Annotated in this window: 26 protein-coding genes and 1 pseudogene; 11 read left to right on the top strand and 16 right to left on the bottom strand. The window is 69.0% G+C overall.

Annotated features, from left to right (window positions below):
- The first annotated feature begins 27 nt into the window (after positions 1-27).
- The 3 genes from ftsZ (at position 28) to FQU85_RS01865 (ending at position 1,859) form a co-directional block, all read left to right on the top strand.
- Complete coding sequence (ftsZ, locus tag FQU85_RS01855; protein ID WP_145843851.1) at positions 28-1,179, top strand: cell division protein FtsZ; 1,152 nt, start codon at positions 28-30, stop codon at positions 1,177-1,179.
- A 70-nt stretch (positions 1,180-1,249) separates the two neighbouring features.
- Positions 1,250-1,420, top strand: coding sequence for a protein translocase SEC61 complex subunit gamma (locus FQU85_RS01860; RefSeq protein ID WP_145843852.1), 171 nt, complete (start codon positions 1,250-1,252; stop codon positions 1,418-1,420).
- Between the two features lies 1 nt (position 1,421).
- Positions 1,422-1,859: a transcription elongation factor Spt5 gene (locus tag FQU85_RS01865; protein ID WP_145843853.1), complete on the top strand. Its 438-nt coding sequence runs from the start codon at positions 1,422-1,424 to the stop codon at positions 1,857-1,859.
- A gap of 57 nt (positions 1,860-1,916) precedes the next feature.
- Here the strand turns inward: FQU85_RS01865 and FQU85_RS01870 are convergent, their stop codons facing one another.
- The 3 genes from FQU85_RS01870 to FQU85_RS01880 all read right to left on the bottom strand — a co-directional run bounded on the left by FQU85_RS01870 (position 1,917) and on the right by FQU85_RS01880 (position 3,871).
- Entirely contained in the window at positions 1,917-2,174 is a 258-nt protein-coding gene (locus tag FQU85_RS01870; RefSeq protein ID WP_145843854.1) for a hypothetical protein, read from the bottom strand.
- A 43-nt stretch (positions 2,175-2,217) separates the two neighbouring features.
- Entirely contained in the window at positions 2,218-2,508 is a 291-nt protein-coding gene (locus tag FQU85_RS01875) for a hypothetical protein (protein ID WP_145843855.1), read from the bottom strand.
- A 211-nt stretch (positions 2,509-2,719) separates the two neighbouring features.
- The gene (locus tag FQU85_RS01880) at positions 2,720-3,871 is read right to left on the bottom strand and encodes an acyl-CoA dehydrogenase family protein (RefSeq protein WP_145843856.1); all 1,152 of its coding nucleotides are present in this window, start codon (positions 3,869-3,871) and stop codon (positions 2,720-2,722) included.
- An 83-nt stretch (positions 3,872-3,954) separates the two neighbouring features.
- Here FQU85_RS01880 and FQU85_RS01885 point away from each other — a divergent pair, with 83 nt between their 5' ends.
- The gene (locus FQU85_RS01885) at positions 3,955-4,710 is read left to right on the top strand and encodes a PHP-associated domain-containing protein (RefSeq protein WP_145843857.1); all 756 of its coding nucleotides are present in this window, start codon (positions 3,955-3,957) and stop codon (positions 4,708-4,710) included.
- Here the strand turns inward: FQU85_RS01885 and FQU85_RS01890 are convergent.
- Together FQU85_RS01890 and FQU85_RS01895 are read right to left on the bottom strand one after the other, a co-directional pair.
- Positions 4,707-5,195, bottom strand: coding sequence for a metal-dependent hydrolase (locus FQU85_RS01890; RefSeq protein ID WP_145843858.1), 489 nt, complete (start codon positions 5,193-5,195; stop codon positions 4,707-4,709). The two genes, FQU85_RS01885 and FQU85_RS01890, sit on opposite strands and share 4 nt — an antisense overlap.
- Positions 5,192-5,698 carry a CinA family protein gene (locus FQU85_RS01895; protein ID WP_145843859.1) on the bottom strand — a complete coding sequence of 169 codons (507 nt, stop codon included), beginning with the start codon at positions 5,696-5,698 and terminating at the stop codon, positions 5,192-5,194. Before FQU85_RS01895 ends, FQU85_RS01890 begins: the two co-directional genes overlap by 4 nt.
- 94 nt (positions 5,699-5,792) lie before the next feature.
- On the opposite strand from FQU85_RS01895, the gene FQU85_RS01900 reads away from it, so the two are divergent.
- Positions 5,793-6,893 (top strand): pyridoxal phosphate-dependent aminotransferase, encoded by a 1,101-nt coding sequence (locus FQU85_RS01900; RefSeq protein ID WP_145843860.1) that lies wholly within the window; start codon positions 5,793-5,795, stop codon positions 6,891-6,893.
- On the opposite strand, the gene FQU85_RS01905 is transcribed toward FQU85_RS01900, so the two are convergent.
- The 3 genes and pseudogenes from FQU85_RS01905 to FQU85_RS01915 form a co-directional block, all read right to left on the bottom strand.
- On the bottom strand, positions 6,890-7,378 hold the full coding sequence (locus FQU85_RS01905) for an LLM class flavin-dependent oxidoreductase (protein ID WP_240792441.1): 489 nt from the start codon (positions 7,376-7,378) through the stop codon (positions 6,890-6,892). The genes FQU85_RS01900 and FQU85_RS01905 overlap by 4 nt on opposite strands.
- A gap of 79 nt (positions 7,379-7,457) precedes the next feature.
- Positions 7,458-7,832: pseudogene (locus FQU85_RS13760) on the bottom strand (NADPH-dependent FMN reductase); the annotation flags it as partial.
- 65 nt (positions 7,833-7,897) lie between these two features.
- A complete protein-coding gene (locus FQU85_RS01915) occupies positions 7,898-8,089 on the bottom strand; it encodes a hypothetical protein (RefSeq protein WP_145843862.1) in 192 nt (63 codons plus the stop codon).
- A gap of 91 nt (positions 8,090-8,180) precedes the next feature.
- On the opposite strand from FQU85_RS01915, the gene FQU85_RS01920 reads away from it, so the two are divergent.
- Positions 8,181-9,200 carry a TRC40/GET3/ArsA family transport-energizing ATPase gene (locus tag FQU85_RS01920; protein WP_145843863.1) on the top strand — a complete coding sequence of 340 codons (1,020 nt, stop codon included), beginning with the start codon at positions 8,181-8,183 and terminating at the stop codon, positions 9,198-9,200.
- Here the strand turns inward: FQU85_RS01920 and FQU85_RS01925 are convergent.
- The 4 genes from FQU85_RS01925 to FQU85_RS01940 are packed head-to-tail and all read right to left on the bottom strand — an operon-like array spanning position 9,197 to position 13,026.
- Positions 9,197-10,492, bottom strand: a complete 1,296-nt coding sequence (locus FQU85_RS01925; protein ID WP_145843864.1) for a glycerate kinase — start codon at positions 10,490-10,492, stop codon at positions 9,197-9,199. The genes FQU85_RS01920 and FQU85_RS01925 overlap by 4 nt on opposite strands.
- 1 nt (position 10,493) lies before the next feature.
- A complete protein-coding gene (locus FQU85_RS01930; RefSeq protein ID WP_145843865.1) occupies positions 10,494-11,312 on the bottom strand; it encodes an SDR family oxidoreductase in 819 nt (272 codons plus the stop codon).
- 30 nt (positions 11,313-11,342) lie between these two features.
- On the bottom strand, positions 11,343-12,119 hold the full coding sequence (locus FQU85_RS01935; RefSeq protein WP_145843866.1) for an endonuclease V: 777 nt from the start codon (positions 12,117-12,119) through the stop codon (positions 11,343-11,345).
- A gap of 1 nt (position 12,120) precedes the next feature.
- Complete coding sequence (locus FQU85_RS01940; RefSeq protein WP_145843867.1) at positions 12,121-13,026, bottom strand: rhomboid family intramembrane serine protease; 906 nt, start codon at positions 13,024-13,026, stop codon at positions 12,121-12,123.
- Positions 13,027-13,186: 160 nt separating this feature from the next.
- Between FQU85_RS01940 and FQU85_RS01945 the strand changes: the two genes are divergently transcribed.
- From FQU85_RS01945 to FQU85_RS01955, 3 genes are read left to right on the top strand one after another with little or no spacing between them, the layout of a single operon-like run.
- Positions 13,187-13,612: a DUF5788 family protein gene (locus tag FQU85_RS01945; protein WP_145843868.1), complete on the top strand. Its 426-nt coding sequence runs from the start codon at positions 13,187-13,189 to the stop codon at positions 13,610-13,612.
- Entirely contained in the window at positions 13,609-15,360 is a 1,752-nt protein-coding gene (gene polX, locus FQU85_RS01950; RefSeq protein WP_145843869.1) for a DNA polymerase/3'-5' exonuclease PolX, read from the top strand. The genes FQU85_RS01945 and polX overlap by 4 nt, the downstream gene beginning before the upstream one ends.
- On the top strand, positions 15,357-15,791 hold the full coding sequence (locus tag FQU85_RS01955) for a DUF5615 family PIN-like protein (RefSeq protein ID WP_145843870.1): 435 nt from the start codon (positions 15,357-15,359) through the stop codon (positions 15,789-15,791). Before polX ends, FQU85_RS01955 begins: the two co-directional genes overlap by 4 nt.
- Here the strand turns inward: FQU85_RS01955 and FQU85_RS01960 are convergent.
- On the bottom strand, positions 15,788-16,633 hold the full coding sequence (locus FQU85_RS01960; protein ID WP_145843871.1) for a hypothetical protein: 846 nt from the start codon (positions 16,631-16,633) through the stop codon (positions 15,788-15,790). The genes FQU85_RS01955 and FQU85_RS01960 overlap by 4 nt on opposite strands.
- A gap of 82 nt (positions 16,634-16,715) precedes the next feature.
- Between FQU85_RS01960 and FQU85_RS01965 the strand changes: the two genes are divergently transcribed.
- Complete coding sequence (locus FQU85_RS01965; protein WP_145843872.1) at positions 16,716-17,003, top strand: DUF5789 family protein; 288 nt, start codon at positions 16,716-16,718, stop codon at positions 17,001-17,003.
- Between the two features lie 33 nt (positions 17,004-17,036).
- Positions 17,037-17,486 carry a DUF302 domain-containing protein gene (locus FQU85_RS01970; protein ID WP_145843873.1) on the top strand — a complete coding sequence of 150 codons (450 nt, stop codon included), beginning with the start codon at positions 17,037-17,039 and terminating at the stop codon, positions 17,484-17,486.
- On the opposite strand, the gene FQU85_RS01975 is transcribed toward FQU85_RS01970, so the two are convergent.
- The 3 genes from FQU85_RS01975 to nreA are packed head-to-tail and all read right to left on the bottom strand — an operon-like array spanning position 17,472 to position 19,790.
- Positions 17,472-18,248 carry a CPBP family intramembrane glutamic endopeptidase gene (locus tag FQU85_RS01975; protein WP_145843874.1) on the bottom strand — a complete coding sequence of 259 codons (777 nt, stop codon included), beginning with the start codon at positions 18,246-18,248 and terminating at the stop codon, positions 17,472-17,474. The genes FQU85_RS01970 and FQU85_RS01975 overlap by 15 nt on opposite strands.
- A complete protein-coding gene (locus tag FQU85_RS01980; RefSeq protein ID WP_145843875.1) occupies positions 18,245-18,466 on the bottom strand; it encodes a preprotein translocase subunit TatA in 222 nt (73 codons plus the stop codon). The genes FQU85_RS01975 and FQU85_RS01980 overlap by 4 nt, the downstream gene beginning before the upstream one ends.
- A 31-nt stretch (positions 18,467-18,497) precedes the next feature.
- Positions 18,498-19,790: a DNA repair protein NreA gene (nreA, locus tag FQU85_RS01985; protein ID WP_145843876.1), complete on the bottom strand. Its 1,293-nt coding sequence runs from the start codon at positions 19,788-19,790 to the stop codon at positions 18,498-18,500.
- Positions 19,791-19,987: the final 197 nt, after the last annotated feature.

Raw genomic sequence — 19,987 nt, forward strand, 5'->3', positions numbered from 1 at the left:
CCTCGTTCGTTTACCCAACACCCAACTATGGACTCTATCGTAGAGGACGCGATCGACGAGGCCGAGGAGGAACCAGAGGCCTCGAACGCGGCAGCTGAGTCCGCCGCGAACGCGTCCGGTCGGATGAGCGACGAGGAACTGATGGACGTCCTCGAGGAGCTACAGACGAACATCACCGTCGTCGGCTGCGGGGGCGCGGGGTCGAACACCGTGAACCGCATGGCCGAGGAGGGCATCCACGGCGCGAAACTCGTCGCCGCGAACACCGACGTCCAGCACCTCGTGGACACCGACGCCGACGTGAAAATCCTCATGGGCCAGGAGAAGACGAAGGGCCGCGGCGCCGGGTCGCTCCCGCAGGTCGGCGAGGAAGCCGCCATCGAGAGTCAGGACGAAATCAGCGAGGCGCTCGACGGCTCGGACATGGTGTTCGTCACCGCCGGCCTCGGCGGCGGCACCGGCACCGGCAGCGCGCCCGTCGTCGCGAAAGCCGCCCGCGAGATCGGCGCGCTCACCATCAGCATCGTCACCACGCCCTTCACCGCCGAAGGCGAAGTCCGCCGCACCAACGCCGAAGCCGGCCTCGAACGACTCCGCGACGTCTCCGACACGGTCATCGTCGTGCCGAACGACCGCCTCCTCGATTCGGTCGGGAAACTCCCCGTCCGGCAGGCGTTCAAGATCTCGGACGAAGTCCTCATGCGCTCCGTGAAGGGCATCACGGAACTCATCACCAAACCCGGCCTCGTCAACCTCGACTTCGCGGACGTCCGCACCGTCATGGAGAAGGGCGGCGTCGCCATGATCGGACTCGGCGAAGCGGACTCCGACGCGAAAGCCGTCGACTCCGTCAAGTCCGCGCTCCGTTCCCCCCTCCTCGACGTCGACATCTCCAGCGCGAACAGCGCGCTCGTCAACGTCACCGGCGGCCCCGACATGAGCATCGAAGAGGCGGAGGGCGTCGTCGAGGAGATCTACGACCGCATCGACCCCGACGCCCGCATCATCTGGGGAACCAGCATCGACGAGGAACTCGACGGCACCATGCGCACCATGGTCGTCGTCACCGGCGTCGAAAGCCCCCAGATTTACGGTCGGAACGGCGACCAAGCCGAACCCGACGAAGAACCCGACGGCGACGCGGACGGCGGCATCGAGGACATCGACTACGTCGAGTAACTCCAGTCTCCTCGCCCACGGACGAACACAGCATCAATAGATAGAAATGCGGTGACGCCGAACCGGGAGTATGGACGTTCCCTTAGAGCCTTCCGCGTACACGCGGGTGCTCAAACTCGCGAGCACGCCGTCGTGGAACGAGTTCTCCCAGATCGCGCTCATCGCCGGCGCCGGCATCCTCCTCGTCGGCCTGATGGGATTCATCATCGGTGTCACGATGGGATTCATCCCGGGTGTCTAACATGGGCGTGTACGCAGTCAAAACCACGGCCAGCCAGGAGCAGACCGTCGCGAGCATGATCGCGAACCGCGAGGAACCCGAGATTCACGCCGTGCTCTCCCCGGAATCCCTCACGAGTTACGTGATGGTCGAAGCAGAGGGATCCGCCGTCCTCAACCGCGTCATGGAGGAAATCCCGCACGCGCGCAGCCTCGTCCCCGGCGAGTCCTCCATCAGCGAGGTCGAGCACTTCCTCAGCCCCAAGCCCGACGTCGAGGGCATCGCCGAAGGCGACATCGTCGAACTCATCGCCGGCCCGTTCAAGGGCGAGAAAGCCCAGGTTCAGCGGATCGACGAAGGCAAAGACCAGGTCACCGTCGAGCTCTACGAAGCCACCGTCCCGATTCCGGTCACCGTCCGCGGCGACCAGATTCGCGTTCTCGACTCCGAAGAACGGTAGCACGCGCGTCTAACTCAACTCGCTTCTCTCGCGGAACAGGTTCGCAGTCCCCGGGTTTTATTCGACGTAGCCGGGCGCGTCGTCGCCGAACTCGCTCGTGACGTAGTCCCGGCCGTGGCCGGTGATTCGGTAGTAGGTGTCGTCGAGCGCCCGGACGTAGTTCTCGTCTTCGAGCGCGTCGAGGGCGTCCGCGACCGCCGCTTCGCTACGGTCGACATCGTAGAGTTCGCGGAGGTTCGCGGCGATACCACCCGGGGAGACGGCGATACCGGCCTGTGAGAGAACGCGCAGCACGGCGTCTTCGGACTCACGCATACCCCAATCGGAGGACGCACGGCCGGAAAAACGGCGTGGCCGCCTAGAGGTCGAGACGCTCCCGGAGCGCCGCCACCTCCACCTCCTCCTCGATGCGGTTCTTCACGTCCTCGCGCTTCCGGATGTCGTCCGAGTCCGCGTCGTACGCCCGCACGAACTCGGCGCGCGTGTGCTCGTCGAACACGTGCCGAATCGCGAAGAAGCCGTCCGGCACGACCGTCCCGCAGACGGCGCACTCGTGCCGCTCGTGCTCGGTCGCCTGATGCGCGAGCAGCGACTCTACGTCGCCGAACACCGCGTCACAGCCGCCGATACCGCACGCCCAGCCAGTCATCACCCGAGAGTAACCGAAACTCCGGGATAAGCCTTGCCGTCCCCCCGAGCCGCAGACTCCGAGAGCCGCCGAAAGCGCCTCGCGCTACTCGCCTCACACTCGCTCGCCCCGCTCGCTCGCGTGACTTGCGCTGAGCAAAGCTCAGCTGCGTCCGGGTCGTTTCACTCCCCATACTTGCGCAAATCAGAGATTCGCTGGAAAGCGGCTCGCGCTACTCGCCGCTTTGCCGATACACGAGGTTGCGCTGAATCTCGTTCGCGCCCTCGTAGACGACGGGAATGCGGACGTCCCGGTAGACGCGGGCGATGCGGCGGTCGGTGAGGATGCTGCGGCCGCCGTGGAACTGCATGCCCTGCTGGGCGTTGTCCCGGGCGACCTCGGTGGATTTGGTTTTCGCCATCGCGGCCCAGAGGCCGGGGTTGTCGTAGTCCCGGACTTTCTCGGCGGCGCGGTAGTTCAGGGCGCGCGCGGCCTCGAATTCGAGGCGCATGTCCGCGAGTCCGTGCTGGACGGCCTGGAAGTCACTGACGTGGCGGCCGAACTCCTCGCGGTCGTGCACGAACTCCCAGGCCTCCTCGAACGCGGCGGCGGCGAGTCCGAGGCCGTGTCCGCCGACGACGACGCGGCCGTGGTTGAAGAAGTCGGCGAGCATCATGAACCCGCCGCCCTCGGTGCCGATGAGGTTCTCCGCGGGAACCCGGCAGTCGTCGAAGACGATGTGGGCCTGCTTGGACGCGCGCATCCCCATCTTCTCCGGGATGTGCTCGGCGTCGTACCCCACAGAATCGGTGGGGACGATGAACAGCGAGTAGTTCATGTAGCGGTCGTCGGTGTCCGCCGTCTTGACGTACACCGTGATCCAGTCCGCCTCCACGCCGTTGCCGATCCAGTACTTCTCGCCGTTCAGCACGTACTCGTCGCCGTCTTTCTCGGCGGTGGTCTGCATGCCGGCGAGGTCGCTCCCCACGTCGGGTTCGGACACCGCGAGCCCCGAGATCTGCTCGCCCTCCGCGAGCGGGCGCAGGTACTCCTCCTTCTGCTCGTCCGTGCCGTACTGTTCGAGCATCTCCGCGCCGAACGACGCGAGCTGGAGCGTGAGCGCGATGCCGGCGTCCGCGCGGTAGAACTCCTCCGCCATCGCGAGCATCTGCACCACGTCGAGGCCGCGGCCGCCGTACTCCTCGCCGATGTCCTGCGCGACCAGTCCGGCGTCCTGGCCGGCTTCGAGAACCTCCCAGGGGTAGTCGCCGGTCCGGTAGTACTCCTCGGCGTTCGGCGCGATGTGCTCCTCGGCGAACTCACGGGCCTCGTGTTTCACGTCGCGGGCGTACTCGGGGACGATGTCCTCGGAGAGCAACTCCATACCGGACAGAGGAACGCCTCCCGCATAAATCGGAAGGCCGCGGAACCGCAAGCCGCTAAACCCTCCGTCGAGAAGCGCGTGGTGTGACAGCCTGCCGGGTCGATTTACACGTGAAAGTCCTCGACGACGGCGTCGTCGAACGCGCGAAATCACGGGGGCTGGACGCGCTCGTGTACGCGCCGCACTTCGAGCGCCTTCCCGACATCCGGGAGCGCGCGGCGGCGTTCAGCGACGACGACCTCGCGGTGATTCCGGCGCGCGAGGTGTTCACGGGCGACTGGCGCGACCGCCGCCACCTCCTCGCCATCGGTTTGGACGACCCCGTTCCGGACTTCATCACGCTGGAGGGCGCGCTGGACGAGTTCGAGCGCCAGGGAGCGGCCGTGCTCGCCCCGCATCCGGCGTTCCTGACCGTGTCGCTGTCGTCGGCGGACGTGGAGCGCTACCGCGACCGCATCGACGCCGTCGAGACGTACAACCCGAAGTTCCTCGCGCACCACCGCCGCCGCGCGAAACGCCTCGCGCGCGCCCAAGACCTCCCCGCGTTCGGGTCGTCGTACGCCCACCTCCCCGGGACGGTCGGGGAGGCGTGGACGACGTTCAGCGAGGACGTCACCGCAGAGGACGCGCTCGTCGAGGCGCTCCGATCGGGCGCGCGCCGCGTCGTCGACCACCAGTCGGGTCTCGCGCACGAGGCGCGGTGTTACGCGGAGTTCGCGCACCTCGGCTGGGAGAACACCTACGAGAAAATCGACCGCATCCTCCTCTCGGGGATGGAACCGACGCATCCCCGCCACATCGCGTACGACGGCCGGTTCGACGACGTGCGCGTCTACTAGAGGGCGTTCACGGCCACGTCGAACCCGCTCGGGAGGTACTGGGGCGCGTACGTGATGGCCGCCCAGACGACGGCGAGTTCGAGCGCGGTGATGACAATGGTGACGAGTGTCGCGTAGTTACTCACGGTGCTGACGCCGATGGGGAGGCCGTACTCTTTGTCCGAGAGCGGGTGGAAGAGCGCGATGCCGCGCTTGCTCCCGACCACGTCGAGCACGTAGTGGGTGAGCACGCCGACCCACACCCAGTGGAGGTTGTCGAACACGTAGGGGTACGCGACGAACACGGCGAGCACGGGGAGGCTGTGCAGGGTCTTGCGGTGGCGGCCGAAGTCGGTGTCGACGTCGGGGAAGAGCGCGCCGAGCACGACCGGGATGGTCGCGGCGGCGACGGTGCGGAGCGTCTCCACGTCGCCGGCGGGGTGGAGGACGTAGCCCAGGCCGACGCCGAGGAGGAGGCCGTTGAGGACGTGGTCTTTCTTGTTCATTCGAGTTCGTTCTCGACGGTGCGGAGGGCGCGCCGGGCTATCTTCTCTTTGATGTCGCGGCGGTCGCCGTCGAACTCGTGGCGCTCGACGCGGGTGTACGTCTCGGCGCTCCCCCAGTCGCCGGCGTGCGCGACGCCGATGTAGACCGTGCCGACGGGCTTCTCGGGCGTGCCACCGGACGGGCCGGCGATGCCGGTGGTGGAGACGCCCCACGTCGTCCCCGCCGAATCTCGAACCGCTTGCGCCATCTGGCGCGCGACGGGTTCGCTGACCGCGCCGTGCTCGTCGAGCGCCTCGCGGGTGACGCCGGTGTCGAGTTTCGCGTCGTACGTGTACGTGCAGTACGTCCGGTCGAAGTAGTCCGACGACCCCGGAATGTCAGTGAGGAGGGAGCCGACGAGGCCGCCCGTGCAGGACTCGGTGGTGGCGATGGTGTCGCCGCGCTCGCGGAGCGCGTCCCCGAGCGTCTCCTCTATCGGCGGGTCGCGGGCGTGGTTTCGCATACTCCGGGTTTCCGCCGCCGGGGGAAAATAGGTGCCGGCGGCGGTGGCGGTGGCGCGCCGAAAGAGCGAGGGGGGTCGAGTCCCCAGTCGGGGTATGGAGTACGAGGAGCCGCTGTTCTTCGAGGTGATGTCGTACGCGGAGAACGCCGAGCGCGACGTGGTGGACATGGTGTCCGGGAACCCCGACTGGGGGTCGCCGGACGGCATCAGCGAGGGCTTGCACGAGTACGCCGACCTCGGCGGCGACGACTTCCAGTACGCGCCGAGCGCGGGTCTCCGCGGGCTCCGAGAGGAAATCGCCGCGCGCCGGGGCGTCGAGGCGGAGCGCGTCATCGTCGCGAACGGCGGCGGCGCGGCGAACTACCTCGCGATGGGTCGCGCGCTCGAACGCGACGCGGGCAGCGAGGTCATCCTCACTGATCCCGTCTACCCCTACTATCCGGGGAAGACGACGATGCTCGGCGGCGAGCAGTCGTTCGTACCCGTGGACGACGACGGCGCGCTCGACCCCGCGGACGTGCGCGCGACCGCGAGCGACGACACCGCCGCCATCGTCGTGAACACGCCGAACAACCCCACGGGAGCGGTGTACGGCGAGGAGACGATGCGGGAACTCGTCGCGGTCGCGGAGGAGTACGACGCGATCCTGGTGAGCGACGAGGTGTACGACCACTTCGTGCTCGACGGCGCGTTCACGAGCGCTCTGGAGTTCGACTCCGAACACGTCATCGTCACGAACTCCTACTCGAAGACCCACGCGATCACGGGGTTCCGAGTCGGCTACACGGTTCTCCCGCGCGAGCACGTGCCCGCCGTTCGGGCGCGGAACATGCTGACGAACGTCTCCACGACCCGGCCCGGTCAGTACGCCGTCCTGAACGCGCTCCGGGAGACGAGTCCGGACTACCACGCGGAGAACCGCGACCGCCTCCGCGAGCGCGTCCGGACGTTCACCACCGCCCTGGACGCCGCGGGTGCGGAGTACACCGAACCGGACGGCGCGTTCTACGTGCTCGCGAAGTTCCCCGACTACCCCGGCACACTCGAAAATACAAAACAGCTCGTCGACGAGGCCGGCGTCGCCGGAATGCCGGGGTCGGCGTTCGGCGAGTCCCGGAGCGAGTGGTTCCGGTTCGCGCTCGTCACGCCGCGCGTCGAGGCGGCCGCCGAGCGCCTCGCCGAGTACTTCGCCTAGCCGTCCGCGACGGCGGCGGGCTCGCGCTCCGGGAGCGGTTCCGCGTCTTCGACGGCGGGGATGATTGTCTCCCCGAACTGTTCGAGCTCCCAGTCGTAGTTCAGGAATCCCGCGAGAACGATGTCGATGCCGATGGCGTCCAGTTCGCGGATGCGCTCCACGATCTGGGCCTCCGTGCCGATGAGCCCGGTCTTGAAGCCGTCGTTGTACTGGACGAGGTCCTCGAACTCCGAGTCGGCCCACATCCCGTCGCCCGCCGCCGTGGACTGCCCGGCCTGCTTCACCTGCTCCTTGAACGCCTCGACCTGTTCGTCGGTCGCGTTCTCGATGATGTTCTCCAGTTCGTCCTTCGCCTCCGCCTCGGTGTCGCGCTGGATGACGAACGCGTTCGCCGCGAACTCCGGCGGCTCCGTGTCGAACTCCGCGACGTACTCGCGAACGTCGGCCATACTCTCCGCTAGCTCGGAGGGGCTGCCGCCGTTCATGAACAGGACGTCCGCGTTCCGCGCCGCCGACCGTGTGCGCGCCGAAGAACCCGAACAGCGGCCGGAGTTCCTGGTCGATGGCGAGGTAGTGGTGGTCGGTCGCGCCCGTCGCCACCAGTCCGACCGCGGCGTCCTCGAAGGGAGCCACGTCCGCCGCCCAGATGCCGCGCGGCACCATGTCGAGGAAGTTCTTCAGGAGGCCCGAACACGACCCGCGATAGACGGGCGTGCCGACGACGTACGCGTCCGCCTCCACGACCCGCCGGAGGGCGTCCGCCGTGTCGCCCGTGTAGTTTTCGAGGCCGCGGCCGTCCGCCGTGTCGAGGTCGTACTCCGCGAGGTGGAGCAGGCTCGTCTCCGCGTCCGCGGGCGCGCCGTCGAGCGCGCGTTCGACCGCCGCCTTCGTCTTCGACTCCTCCGACACGCTCCCGACGATACCGAGCACGTGCGTCATACTCCGGGATTCGCGGCCCGGTGAGTACGGCGTTCGGGTTCTCGCAAAACGTGCAGTTATCGGAGTTACTGCCCGCGGGCGCGTCGGACTGCGACGGTGACTACTGCGAAGGCGAGGCCGCCGACCGCGCCGGTGAGCGCCGCGCCGACGACAGCACCCTCGAACAGCACCGTCTCGATACCGACCGAGAGCGCGACCCAGAGGAGGACGCAGAGCCCGCCGTACGCCCACGGACGCTCGACTGCGAACGAGGCCATACGGACACTCCCGCACGGCGCGACTAAGGGGTGTCCTCGCCGGTCGCGCGGAACCGACGGATTGACCGGAACCCGGCGCGACGCCCCGGGTATGAGCGAGATCGAAGTCGAGGCGGTGGATTCGGCCGACCTCACCGTCGACGCCGGGACGGCCGAGTACGTGCTGTACGGCGGAAAGGGCGGCGTCGGGAAGACGACGATGGCCGCCGCGACGGGACTGGCGTCGGCCAGCGACGGCACGGACACCCTCGTGGTGTCCACGGACCCCGCGCACAGCCTCAGCGACACCTACGAGACGGAGATTCCGACGCGCCCGCAGCGGATTCGAGAGGACGTGCCGCTGTACGCCGTGGAAATCGACCCTGAGGACGCCCTGGAGCGCGCGGGCGTGTTCGGTGGCGGGGGCGAGAACCCGCTCGGCGGGATGGACGCGATGCTCCCCGGCGGCGACGGCGAGGACGGCTTGGAGGGAATGATGCCGGGCGCGGACGAGGCGGCGGCGATGCAGTTGCTCCTCCGGTACATGGACGACGACCGGTTCGAGCGCGTGGTCGTGGACACCGCGCCGACGGGGCACACGCTCCGCCTGCTCGAACTCCCGGACGTCCTCGACTCGATGATGGGGCGCGTGATGAAGCTCCGCCAGCAGTTCTCGGGGATGATGGAGAACCTGAAGGGGATGATGGGCGGCGACGCGGAGGACGTGGGCGCGGACCTAGACGAGCTCGCGGCGCGCGTCGAGCGCCTCCGGCGGGTGCTCCGCGACCCCGCACGCACCGACTTCCGTATCGTCATGGTGCCCGAGGAGATGAGCGTGTTCGAGTCGAAGCGCCTCCGCAGCCAGCTCGAATCCCAGGAGATTCCGGTCGGAACCGTGGTGGTGAACCGCGTGATGGAGCCGCTCGCGGCGGTGACGGACGCGCCCGAGGACGCGTTCGTCACGCCCGACCTCGACTCGTGTGAGTTCTGTCAGCGCCGGTGGAGCGTCCAGCAGGACGCGCTCGCGGAGGCCCAAGACCTCTTCCGGGGGACGGACGTGAAGCGCGTGCCGCTGTTCGCGGAGGAGGTGCGGGGAGAGCGGATGCTGCGCGTCGTCGCGTCCTGCCTCTAGAGGACGAGCACGCGGAGGTCGTTCACGTTCGTACCCGTCGCGCCCGTCCGCACGAGGGCGTCCCGGTCGGCGAGGAACGAGTGGGCGTCGTGGGCGTCGAGCGCCGCGCCCGCCGCGTCGGGGTCGTCTACGGTGTCCGCGTCGACGAGCGCGCCCGCCGCGTCCGTGTTGCCGTCAATCCCGTCCGTGTCGACCGCGCCGAGCACGCCCGGCGCTCCGTCGAGCGCGGCGGCGAGCGCGAACTCCTGGTTCGGGCCGCCGCGGCCGCCGGAGTCGTCGACGGCGACCGTGCACTCGCCCGCGGACAGAACGACTGCGGGCGGCGAGACCGGTGTCCCCGTCTCGCGGACGCGGTCAGCGAGCGCGACGTGGTCGCGCGCGGCCGCCCGGGCCGACCCCGTGACGGTCGCCGAGTGGACGTGCGTCTCGTAGCCGGCGTCCGCAGCGACCGCCCGGGCCGCGTCGAGCGCCGTCCACCCGTCGGCGAGCACGTGCGTCGACACGTGCTCGAACGGTCCGCCCGGGGTCTCCGCCGCGGCCGCGGTGAGGGATTCGCGGACCTCGACGGGCGCGTCGATATCGTGCTCGGCGAGGACGCGGCGAGCGTCCGCGAGCGTGGACGTGTCGGGAACGGTCGGCCCGCTCCCGATCGCGTCGAGGTCGTTCCCGACGACGTCGCTGACCGCGAGCGTCACCACGGTGGCGGGCGCGAGCGCAGCGGCCAACCGCCCGCCCTTCACCGCGGAGAGGTGCTTGCGCACCGCGTTCACGTCGTGAATCGGCGCGCCGCTCCGGAGGAGGCGGTCGGTGGTGGTCCGGAGGGAGTCGAGCGAGACGCCGGGCGCTGGCGCGGCGAGCAGCGCGCTCGCGCCGCCCGTGACGACCGCGAGAACGAGCGTGCGGTCGGCGGCGTCGCGAGCGCGACCGAGGAGGTCGCGGGTCGCCGCCGCGTTCCGCTCGGTGGGGAGCGGGTGGTCGCCAGCGCGGACGGCGACGCGTTCGGTGGCCGCGGGGGCGTCCGTGACGACGAGGCCGCCGTCGAGGCGGTCCCCGAGGACGGCTTCGAGCGCGCTCGCGATGCCACCGGCGGCGTTCCCGCCGCCGAACACCAGAACGGAGTCGTACCCGGTGAGGTCGTATCGGGCGCCGTCGACGACGAGCGCGTCGTCGCTCAGGCGAATCTGGTCGCGGACGACGCGCTCCGGCCGCGCGGCCTCGATACCGGCGTCGAGGCAGTCGACGGCGAGCGCGTGCGCGGGCGTCGCGGCGAGCGCGTCCCGGTTCCGGAGCACGTTACGCGAACTTCGACACGACCGCGAACGCCTTGTCGCGGAGGCGGTCGGGAAGGAAGCGCGCGAGGACGCCGAGGCGGCCGGCGCGCCCGACGGGGTAGCGCGCGGGCGGATCCGGGCTGACGGCGGCGTCCACGATGCAGTCCGCGACCTCGCTCGGGTCGCTCGCGCCCGCGCCGCTGACGAGCACGTAGTCCTCGTACAGCGAGTACACGTGGTCGTAGACGCCCGTCGCGTCGACGTCGTGGAGTTCCGCGGTCGCGCGCTCGCCGAACCCGGTGTCCACGGGCCCGGGTTCCACGACGCAGACGTCGATGTCGAACGCCTCGACCTCCCCGCGGAGCGCGTCGCTCATCGCCTCCAGCGCGAACTTAGAGCCCGAGTACGCTCCCATTCCGGGCGTGCTGACGCGGCCCGAGACCGAGGAGACGTTCACGATGGTGCCGTCCTCGCGCTCGCGCATGTGCGGGAGCGCCGCCCGAACCAGCCGGTGGGGGCCGTAGACGTTCACGTCGAACTGCCGGTGGAGCTTCCGCGTCGAGAGGTCTTCGAGCGCGCCCATCTGCCCGAATCCGGCGTTGTTCACGAGACAGTCGAGTCGCCCCTCGGTTTCGACCACGTCGTCCACGGCGTTCTTGCACTGCGCGGGCTTCGTCACGTCCAGCTCGCGGGCCTCACAGCCGTCGCGCTCCGCGAGGTCGGCCACGTCGTCGGTGTCGCGCGCCGTCGCGTACACCGTCCACTCCTCGTCGAGGAACAACTCGGCGGTCGCGCGCCCGATCCCCGAGGACGCGCCCGTGATGAGAACGACCTTCGTCATACCCGACTCCTGGGACGGCTCCGAGTTAAGTCATTTCACCCGGTCGGCGTCGGCGTCCGCGAGCCGCGTCGGCTCCGGGAGCTTGTAGCCCGCGCAGAGCGCTTCGACGAAGTCCACGGTCGTCTCCGCGCTCACGCGATGGCCGGGGCTGACGATGAGTGGGTTGACGTGCCGTTTCTCGGGGTTCGGGTACTGCCGGGACTGGTAGGCGTGCCCGATGACGGTTCCGTCGGGCGCGCTCACGCGGTCGGTCGCCTCGATGGGAATGCGCGTGCCTTCCTGGTAGTAGTTGTCCAGTGAGCGACGAGGGGTGCCGCAGAGGAGGTTCTTCGCGACGCCGACCGCGGGCGCGTCGAAGACGACGCCGACGTGCGTGGCGATACCGGCCTGCCGGAAGTGGATGCGGCCGCTCCCGTCCAGGACGAGCAAATCCGCGGGCACGTCGAGCGACGTCAGTGCGTTCAGGATGGAGCGGCCCTCGCGGAACGCGAGCAATCCCGGGATGTAGGGGAGGTCGAGCGGCGCGCGCCCCGTCTCGCGCGCCACCACGCGGCCGTCCTGAATGGCGACGACGGCGCTCACGGACTCGTCGTCGGTGAACGCCTGGTCTACGCCCACGACGACCGGCCCGCCGTCCGGGTCGTCGTCGCCCTCGTCCTCGACGGTGTCGGTGAGGCGGAGCGCGTCGGGGTCGATGCCGTGGTCGTCCGCGAACGCCGCGTCCGCCGCGATGTCGTCCTGCAGGGCCTCCATCTCCTCGCGCGAGAACGACGGGTCGGGGACGTACTCCGGGCTGACGACCTCCATGTTATCGCCGCCGTCGACCGCCCAGCCCACCGCCGCCCCCGCCGCCGAACCGGAGTTCCTGCGGCGCGCGCTCCCCATCGCGTTTGAGCTTCACGCCGTAGAGCAGTCCGAGCGCGAGTCCCGCGAGGTGCGCGAGCTGCGCGACGCCGCCCGCGCCGATACCGCCCACACCACTCATCAGCACCGAGTACCCCGCGAACAGCAGGGTCGCGACCCAGAGCGGCATCGGAATCACGAAGTAGAGCAGGATTCGGAGGTTCGGATTCAAGACCGTGAGCACGCCCATCAGCGCGGCGATAGCGCCGCTCGCGCCGAGAACGGCGGCGGGAGCCGACACCGCGAGGGCCGCCCCGACCTGTGCGAGACCCGCGAGCGCGCCCGAAACGAGGAACAGCGCCACGAACTTCTTCGAGCCGATACGGCGCTCCACCACGGGGCCGAAGAAGTACAGGACGATGCTGTTGAAGACGATGTGCGTCAGGCCGCCGTGCGCGAACACCGACGTCACCCACGTCCAGACGTACAGCGGATGCGACGTGTTCAGCGTGAACAAGTCCAGCCACGCCCGTGTCCCCTGCTCGATACCGAGGACGTACGGCGCGACCGCGTACTGCACGAGGAACATCAACCACATCAGGCCAAGCAGGATGTACGTCGCGTTCCCCCGGAAGTACGCCAGCACGCCGCCCGGCCCCGTATCCAGACCGAGCACGGACGACTTCGATGACGACGAACTCACGCTGTCGTCGAACCCCGAATCGAACACCCCGTTCGGGTCGTTCCAGCCCTCCAGTCCGGGACAGTCGTGGTTCTCCGGGAGCCGGTGCTCCGAGCAGAACGTGCCGCCGCAGAGCCGACACTGGTACGGCATCCCCTCTTCCTCTCCGCACCGGTCACACCGAGCCATTACCCGGGATTCGAACGGCGGGCCGTTAAGCGTTCCGCGGCTAGCACGAGCGGTCTGCGAATACGAGCAGTCGAACCGCGACGACGAGACCCGAACGCCCTCGGCGCTCTCGACTCCCGCGGGCCGAAGCGCTTTCCGGAGCGCGTCCGTACGCGGGGGTATGAAGCCGTACGAGCGCAAGCAACTCCTCGAACGCGTGGAGCGGGAGGGCGCGACCGTCGGGGCGTCCATTCCCGACGCGATCGAGGTGCAGGGCGAACCCTTCGAGCTGCGGTCGTTCGTGTTCGAAGTGAAGGACGCGGAGGCGGGGGAGCGCGAGCGCGTGCAGGAGGCGAAGAAACTCCTGCGCCGGGAGCGCCTCGAACGCCTCGAACGCCTGGAGGAGGGCGACATCTCCTTCGCGGAGGGCGAGGAGTTGGCGAACGCCATCGTGGGACTCGACAGGGCGCTGAACGCGCTGGAGTCGCTCGGGTCGCGGAGCGTCGAGCAGGAGATGGAGGTGCAGGAGCGCATGGACACGAAGCGCTGGTACTCCTTCCTCTCCGAGGCGCTGGGCTGGGACGACGACCGGGGGATTCGTCGATGAGCCGGAACGCCGAGGTCGCACAACGCCTGGAGGAGTACGCGGACCTCCTGGAGGCCCAGGACGTGGGGTACAAGCCGACGACGTACCGGCGCGCCGCCTCGAACGTCCGCGACCACCCGGACGCCATCGAAGACCTCGTCGCGGACGGCCGGGACGCCGTCGAGGAGATAGACGGCGTCGGCGAGGCCATCGCGTCGAAGATCGTGGAGTACGTCGAGACCGGGAGCATCGAGGAACTCGAAGAAGAGCGGGAGGAACTCCCCGTGGACATGGCGGCGCTCACGCGCGTGGAGGGCGTCGGCCCGAAGACCGTCGGGAAGCTCTACGACGCGCTGGGAATCCGGGACTTAGACGACCTCCAGCGGGCGGCGGAGAACGGCGAGATTCGGGAGGTCGAGGGGTTCGGCGCGAAGACGGAGGAGAACATCCGCGAGCACATCGCGTTCGCGCGGCAGGCGGGCGAGCGCGACCTCCTCGGGGACGGCCGGCCCGTCGCGGACGACATCGTCTCGTTCCTCGAAGGCCGCTCGGACGTGGAGCGCGCGGAGGTCGCGGGGTCGACGCGGCGGTGGCGCGAAACCATCGGGGACATCGACGTGCTCGCGGCGAGCGACGCCGGCGAGGACGTGGGTGAGGCGCTCACCGAGTGGGAGCGCGCGGACGAGACCATCGAGGTCGGGCCGACGAAGACCAGCGTGCGAAGCGACGGCCTGCGCGTCGACCTCCGGGTCGTGACGCCGAGCGAGTTCGGCGCGGCGCTCCAGTACTTCACGGGGTCGAAAGACCACAACATCACGCTCCGCAACCACGCCATCGGCCAGGAGAAGAAGGTGAACGAGTACGGCGTGTTCGACATCTCGGACGTGGACGACCCGGACGCCGGCCAGCGCGTCGGCGACCTGCTCGCGAGCGAGACTGAAGAGGACGTGTACGACGCGCTCGGCTGCGCGTGGATTCCGCCCGAACTCCGCGAGGGCCGGGGCGAAGTCGCGGCCGCGGCTGACGACGCCCTCCCAGCCCTCGTGGCGGAGGGCGACGTTCGCGGCGACCTGCACACCCACACCGAGTGGTCGGACGGCGCGAACGCCATCGCCGAGATGCTGGCGGCGGCCGAAGAACGCGGCTACGACTACTACGCCATCACGGATCACGGCGAGGGCCCGGGCGTGTTCGGGGACTCGGGGCTCTCCGGGAGCGACCTCCGCGAGCAGATGGACGAAATCGAGGGCGTGCGCGACGACTACGACCTCACCGTCCTGCACGGCGTGGAGGCGAACGTGGACGCGGACGGGAACGTCGCGGACGTCCCGGACGACGTGCTCGCGGAACTGGACATCGTCGTCGCGAGCCCGCACTCCGGACTCGGCGACGGCGGCGGCGACCAGACCGACCGCCTCGTCGCGGCCGTCGAACACGAGCACGTGGACGTGCTCGGCCACCCATCGGGCCGCCTCATCAACGACCGGCCCGCGATGGAGTTCGACCCCGAACGCCTCGGGGAAGCCGCGGCGGCGACAGCGACCGCGCTGGAGGTGAACGCGAACTACCACCGCCTCGACCTCTGGGGGAGCGCGGTCAAAACCGTGATCGACGCGGGTGCGACGGTCGTGGTGAACACGGACGCGCACAGCCCGAGCGAGCTCGACCAGCTCGAGTACGGCGTCCACACCGCCCGCCGCGGCTGGGCGGAACCCGACGACGTGCTGAACACGTGGACGACGGACGACGTGCTGGAGTTCCTCGAATGACGCCCGACGACACCCGCCTGATGCTGGACGTGATGTGCGGCGACCTCGCGCGCCTCCTCCGGATGTGCGGGTACGACGCCGCGTACGCGCCCGAACGCGGCCTCCTCGAAGACCCAGACATCGCCGACGCCGCGCGCCGAGAGAACCGCGTGCTCGTCACCCGAGACACGGACTTCGCCGGGTCGTACGGCGAGAGCGTCCTCCTCGACAGCGTGGACACGGACGAACAGCTCGACGAACTCCGCGAGGCCGGTCTGGAACTCGAGCTCACCGACGGCGCGCGGTGCTCACAGTGCAACGGAAAGCTCGCGACGACCACCGAGCGCCCCGACCACGCGCCCGACGGCGTCGAGCGGGTCTGGAAGTGCACGGACTGCGGGCAGTTCTACTGGCAGGGCAGTCACTGGCGGCGCGTCGAAGAACGGCTCTAGTTGTTCGGCGTCCACTCCGCGCACGCCTCCATGTCGTCCATGACGTCGTCGTGGAGGCCGCAGTAGGGCTTGAGGCCGTCGTCGGTGCGGACGTAGTCGAAGTGTTCGCAACTCCCGCAGTACTTGTCCTGGGGGTCGTCGAGCGGCGACGTGAGGTCGGTGGTCGCGCCCCCGTCGCTCGCCGACCCGGACGGCGACGCGTCCGGGGTCTGCGTCGGGCGGTCGTCGGCCGGCGTCTCCATGTCGCCGAACACGCCGACGCCGCCGAACGATCCGCCCGAGAGCGCTTCGCGCGCGGAGTCGAGTTGGTTCTCGGGAACCTCGACCGTCCGCGTCTCGCCGTCGCGCGTGACCGTCATCGTCACCGTGCCGCCGGGGTCGTTCCGCGTCTTGAACGTCGCGACCGCCGTGAACAGACACCAGAGCGTCGTCATCACGCCCACGGAGTAGACGACGACGAGCACGAACACGGCGGTGCTCGGAACGCCCGGACTCGAATACCAGTTCTCGGGATACGTCGCCGCGAAGAGGAACACGCCGGCCGCGGCGAGCACCGCACCCCCGACTGCTGCCGCGCGCTGGAACCGGTTCGCGGGCAGCACGGTGACGATGCCGACGAACACCGCGGGCAGTCCGAGGCCGACCAGAACACCCGCGAGTTCGCGCGCACCCACCACGGCCGCCATCGACGGGTTCTCGCCGAGCAGGAGCGGCGTCGTGCCCGCGAGGACGCCAACCACGACCATGAGCGCGCCGACGGCGAACACGGCCGTTCCCGCGTACACGCGACGGCGGCTCACGTCCCCCGCCTGCCGCTCGTACGCGTCCGCGAGACTCGTCATGCGTGAGATATGCACGAGCAACACCAAAAGCACTGCGCCACCTTCCGAAAGAACTACCCACGCGTCCGCCGCAGAACCGGGTATGGCTGACGACGAGGAAGACGAGGGGCCCGCGGTCGAACTCGGCGAGGGCGAACCCGTCGAGGGCGCGCCGCTCGCCCGCGTGTCCGCGCGGCTCACCTGGGGGTTGGAGAAGAGCGAAATCGCCCGCCGAGAGGGTGAAACCGCGATTCGGACGCCGGACGGCCCGCGCGAACTCGCGGGCGTCCTGGACGAGGTCGATTCGACGTACTTCTCCTCGCGCAACGACTTCGAGACCGCCGTTCGGGGCGTCGTCGGGACGGGCGTCGTGCCGACCACAGAAGAGTAGACGCTTTTGCCGCTCGCGCCCGAACCACGGGGTATGTCGCTTCCTATCGACCCGTCGCGCGTCGACCCCGCGGACATCGGCGAGGAAACCGCGACCCTCCACATGGATCACGCGGACGCCGTCGAGCACGTCCGGGAGGCGTTCAGCGACGCCGGGTTCGGGTTCCCCGCGGAGTTCTCTCCCTCCGAGATGCTGAACGAGACGGTGGACGCCGACCGCGACCCCTACTACGTGCTCGGCGCGTGCAACCCCGCGATGGCCGACCGCGCGCTCGACGCGAGCGAGAAGAAAATCGGGGGACTGTTCCCGTGTAACGTCGTCGTCTGGCAGGAAGAACCGGGCGTCCAGCGGGTGTACCACGTCTCCATCATGCGCATCGCCCGGCTGGTCGGTATCGCGCCCGACGACGAGGACTGGGACGACATCGTCGCCGACACCGGCGAGTACGTCGAGGACGCGATGGCGAACCTAGAGGCCGAGTAGACTCTGGGCCTCGGGCGCGTACGCCGTCGCGAGGTAGAGCATGGCGAACAGGAACGCGTCGTAGAGGCCGTGTGCGAGCGCGGGGACGACGAGGTTGTCGGTCTTCTCGTACGCGTATCCGAACGCGAGGCTCGGGAGGAACAGGACGGCGATGGTGACGAGTCCGGCCTGGAGGTCGCCGACGAGCGCGGTGATGTGGAGGGGAGCGAACGCACCGCTCGCGAGCAGGATGGCGGCGGGCGCGGAGAAGTGTTTCCGGAGCGTGCCCTGGATGACGCCGCGGAACAGCAGTTCCTCGCCGGGCCCGATGAGGAGGAGGGACGCGAGAATCAGGAGGGGGACGATTTCGGGGTTCGCGCTCGCAGTCTGGGCGGCGCTGTTGGACGCGGCTTCGAGGCCGAGCGTCTGGATGGCGAGGCCGGCGACGATGACGAGGGCGATGGTGCCGATGAACGTCAGAACGGTCTGTCCGACCTCCCGGAGCGACGGTACGGCGTAGTTCAGGAACGCTATGCCGAGGCCGCGGCGGTGGAGGTAGGTCAGCGAGACGAGGGGGAACGCGAGCCCCTGGAGCGCGATGAGGCTCATGCCGAGCGAGGCGACCGCGGATATCTCGCCGACCGTGGCGGTGTACGTGAGCGCGATAGCGGTGAGGAAGACGATACCCACGCCGAACGCGAGAACCGCGAGAGCGTACGTGAGGATGACCGCGCGAGCGCGCGGACTCAACCCAAACCTGGAGGAGGGTTCTGCGGCGCTCATCGGTCGTCCTCTTCGTCGAGCCGCTGTTTGAGTTCTGCGACCTCGGCTTCGAGGTCGGCGATGCGCTCGTCGTCGTTCGAGGTTCGCGTGAGGAGGTACCAGCCACCGGCGACGAGGAGGGCGAACGGCACCACCATCAACACGAGGAAGACCACGAGGGCGATGGCGAGCTCCATGCCACCGGGCAGTCCGTCAACGAACGCGGGGAGGGCGGTCATACCCGCGAGTACGTCGCGAGGGCTTGTAAACCTACGAGAACGAGGAGAGGTCGGCCTGGACTCCCGAGATCATCGTGGACTTCCGGCGGAGCGCGTTCAGGCTGACGGGGAGGTGGGGCGTGATTTCGCGGACGGCGTCGTGGAAGGTCTCGGCCTCGCCGTGGTCGTCGGGCTGGTCGAGGTAGGAGGTGTCGGGGTCGAAGGCGTTGCGCACGCTCTCGCGGACCTGCCAGACGCCGACGGGGGCCCAGTAGTCGTCGCTGACTTCGCGGAGGACGAGTGCTTTCGCCTGCCGGCCCCGGTCTCTGAGGTGTTCGAGGACGCCGAGGCGGGCGGCGTAGTACGCGCCCGCGGTCTCCTCGACGTAGCCGGTGCGGCCCTCGTAGCCCTCCGAGGCGCTCGCCATCCAGAGGTCGCCCTGGGGGTCGGGGTTCCAGATGCTTCCCGGGGACTTCATCTCGACCAGTTCGAACTCCCAGGTGCCGGGCGCGAGCACGACCCAGTACCGGTTCCCCATGTACTCGTTCACGTGGACTTCGACGGCGTCGATGCTGCGTTCGTCCCGAATCTGTCCGCGGAGGAACTGGCCGACGGTGTCGTCGACGGCCGTGATGGACCAGCGCGTGGGGACGAGCCGGCGGTTCTCGCCCTGCCCCAGTCCGCCGACGGAGAGCACGCGGTTGATGTCGTACACGTCGAGGCCACGGCGGTAGAGGTAGGTCATCGCGCCCTGCGCCTGCCAGTCGTCGTCTTCGAGCGTCTTCTCGACGGCGCGGGGGACGTGGGGGTTCTCGGCGAGGTCGGCGGATTCGGCGGTCGCGTTCGGGCCGGTTGGGGCGTTCGCGGCGGGGTTCGCGAACGCGTCCGGGTCGAACTGGGGCGTGTCGGAGAGACCGAGTTCGACGTTCACTGAGCGGTCGGCGAGCGCGACCTCGCGCTGCACGCCGACGAAGCCGTCCCAGACGTCGTCGACGTTCACGTCCGCGGAGCGCCGCGAGTTCAATAAGCCAGTCCGGTACTGGAGGACGTTCTCGACGCCGAGTCCGCGGTCGTACCAGTTCCCGCTCGTCGCGAAGTTCTCGGCGTCCTCCTCGTCGCCCACGGGTGAGAGGATGCCCGCGGAGACGTTCGGATACGAGGAGCGCCCGACGAACACCGACGGCGCGGTCGCGCCGTACAGCGAGTCCCCGGACTTCACCGACTCGAAGCGTTCCTTCGCGCCCTCGACGTAGTCCAGGATCTCGTAGGACTTCTCGCCCGCGAGCTGGCGGCGGCGCGCGTCCTCGTCGGGGGAGAGGTCATCGATGTACTCGTCGAGACGCATCTATCGGTTCTTGGGCGCGCGCGTCCTTGAACGCTTCTCCCGGCCGACCGCTTCGAGTTCGAGATAGTCGCCCTATATATTCGAACGCGTCATATTTGGACGTACGTATTCCTATATGCGCCTGTACTAGCACGAATAGTAGGTATTTTGCGGTATTCCACCAAAGAGCTAAGTCAATTCGTGGCATGTGTTAGCAC

The organism is Salarchaeum sp. JOR-1 (assembly GCF_007833275.1).
GTDB lineage: Archaea > Halobacteriota > Halobacteria > Halobacteriales > Halobacteriaceae > Salarchaeum.

Bases quoted from the DNA above. Each gene is read 5' to 3' on its own strand.
- FQU85_RS01970 (WP_145843873.1), top strand. From the start codon at position 17,037: ATGTCGCTTCCTATCGACCCGTCGCGCGTCGACCCCGCGGACATCGGC.
- FQU85_RS01900 (WP_145843860.1), top strand. From the start codon at position 5,793: ATGGAGTACGAGGAGCCGCTGTTCTTCGAGGTGATGTCGTACGCGGAG.
- FQU85_RS01905 (WP_240792441.1), bottom strand. From the start codon at position 7,378: ATGAACGGCGGCAGCCCCTCCGAGCTAGCGGAGAGTATGGCCGACGTT.
- FQU85_RS01915 (WP_145843862.1), bottom strand. From the start codon at position 8,089: ATGGCCTCGTTCGCAGTCGAGCGTCCGTGGGCGTACGGCGGGCTCTGC.
- FQU85_RS01890 (WP_145843858.1), bottom strand. From the start codon at position 5,195: ATGAACAAGAAAGACCACGTCCTCAACGGCCTCCTCCTCGGCGTCGGC.
- FQU85_RS01965 (WP_145843872.1), top strand. From the start codon at position 16,716: ATGGCTGACGACGAGGAAGACGAGGGGCCCGCGGTCGAACTCGGCGAG.
- FQU85_RS01975 (WP_145843874.1), bottom strand. From the start codon at position 18,248: ATGAGCGCCGCAGAACCCTCCTCCAGGTTTGGGTTGAGTCCGCGCGCT.
- FQU85_RS01935 (WP_145843866.1), bottom strand. From the start codon at position 12,119: ATGGAGGTCGTCAGCCCGGAGTACGTCCCCGACCCGTCGTTCTCGCGC.
- FQU85_RS01870 (WP_145843854.1), bottom strand. From the start codon at position 2,174: ATGCGTGAGTCCGAAGACGCCGTGCTGCGCGTTCTCTCACAGGCCGGT.
- nreA (WP_145843876.1), bottom strand. From the start codon at position 19,790: ATGCGTCTCGACGAGTACATCGATGACCTCTCCCCCGACGAGGACGCG.
- FQU85_RS01865 (WP_145843853.1), top strand. From the start codon at position 1,422: ATGGGCGTGTACGCAGTCAAAACCACGGCCAGCCAGGAGCAGACCGTC.
- ftsZ (WP_145843851.1), top strand. From the start codon at position 28: ATGGACTCTATCGTAGAGGACGCGATCGACGAGGCCGAGGAGGAACCA.
- FQU85_RS01895 (WP_145843859.1), bottom strand. From the start codon at position 5,698: ATGCGAAACCACGCCCGCGACCCGCCGATAGAGGAGACGCTCGGGGAC.
- FQU85_RS01980 (WP_145843875.1), bottom strand. From the start codon at position 18,466: ATGACCGCCCTCCCCGCGTTCGTTGACGGACTGCCCGGTGGCATGGAG.
- FQU85_RS01920 (WP_145843863.1), top strand. From the start codon at position 8,181: ATGAGCGAGATCGAAGTCGAGGCGGTGGATTCGGCCGACCTCACCGTC.
- FQU85_RS01860 (WP_145843852.1), top strand. From the start codon at position 1,250: ATGGACGTTCCCTTAGAGCCTTCCGCGTACACGCGGGTGCTCAAACTC.
- FQU85_RS01875 (WP_145843855.1), bottom strand. From the start codon at position 2,508: ATGACTGGCTGGGCGTGCGGTATCGGCGGCTGTGACGCGGTGTTCGGC.
- FQU85_RS01880 (WP_145843856.1), bottom strand. From the start codon at position 3,871: ATGGAGTTGCTCTCCGAGGACATCGTCCCCGAGTACGCCCGCGACGTG.
- FQU85_RS01940 (WP_145843867.1), bottom strand. From the start codon at position 13,026: ATGGCTCGGTGTGACCGGTGCGGAGAGGAAGAGGGGATGCCGTACCAG.
- polX (WP_145843869.1), top strand. From the start codon at position 13,609: ATGAGCCGGAACGCCGAGGTCGCACAACGCCTGGAGGAGTACGCGGAC.
- FQU85_RS01945 (WP_145843868.1), top strand. From the start codon at position 13,187: ATGAAGCCGTACGAGCGCAAGCAACTCCTCGAACGCGTGGAGCGGGAG.
- FQU85_RS01955 (WP_145843870.1), top strand. From the start codon at position 15,357: ATGACGCCCGACGACACCCGCCTGATGCTGGACGTGATGTGCGGCGAC.
- FQU85_RS01960 (WP_145843871.1), bottom strand. From the start codon at position 16,633: ATGACGAGTCTCGCGGACGCGTACGAGCGGCAGGCGGGGGACGTGAGC.
- FQU85_RS01930 (WP_145843865.1), bottom strand. From the start codon at position 11,312: ATGACGAAGGTCGTTCTCATCACGGGCGCGTCCTCGGGGATCGGGCGC.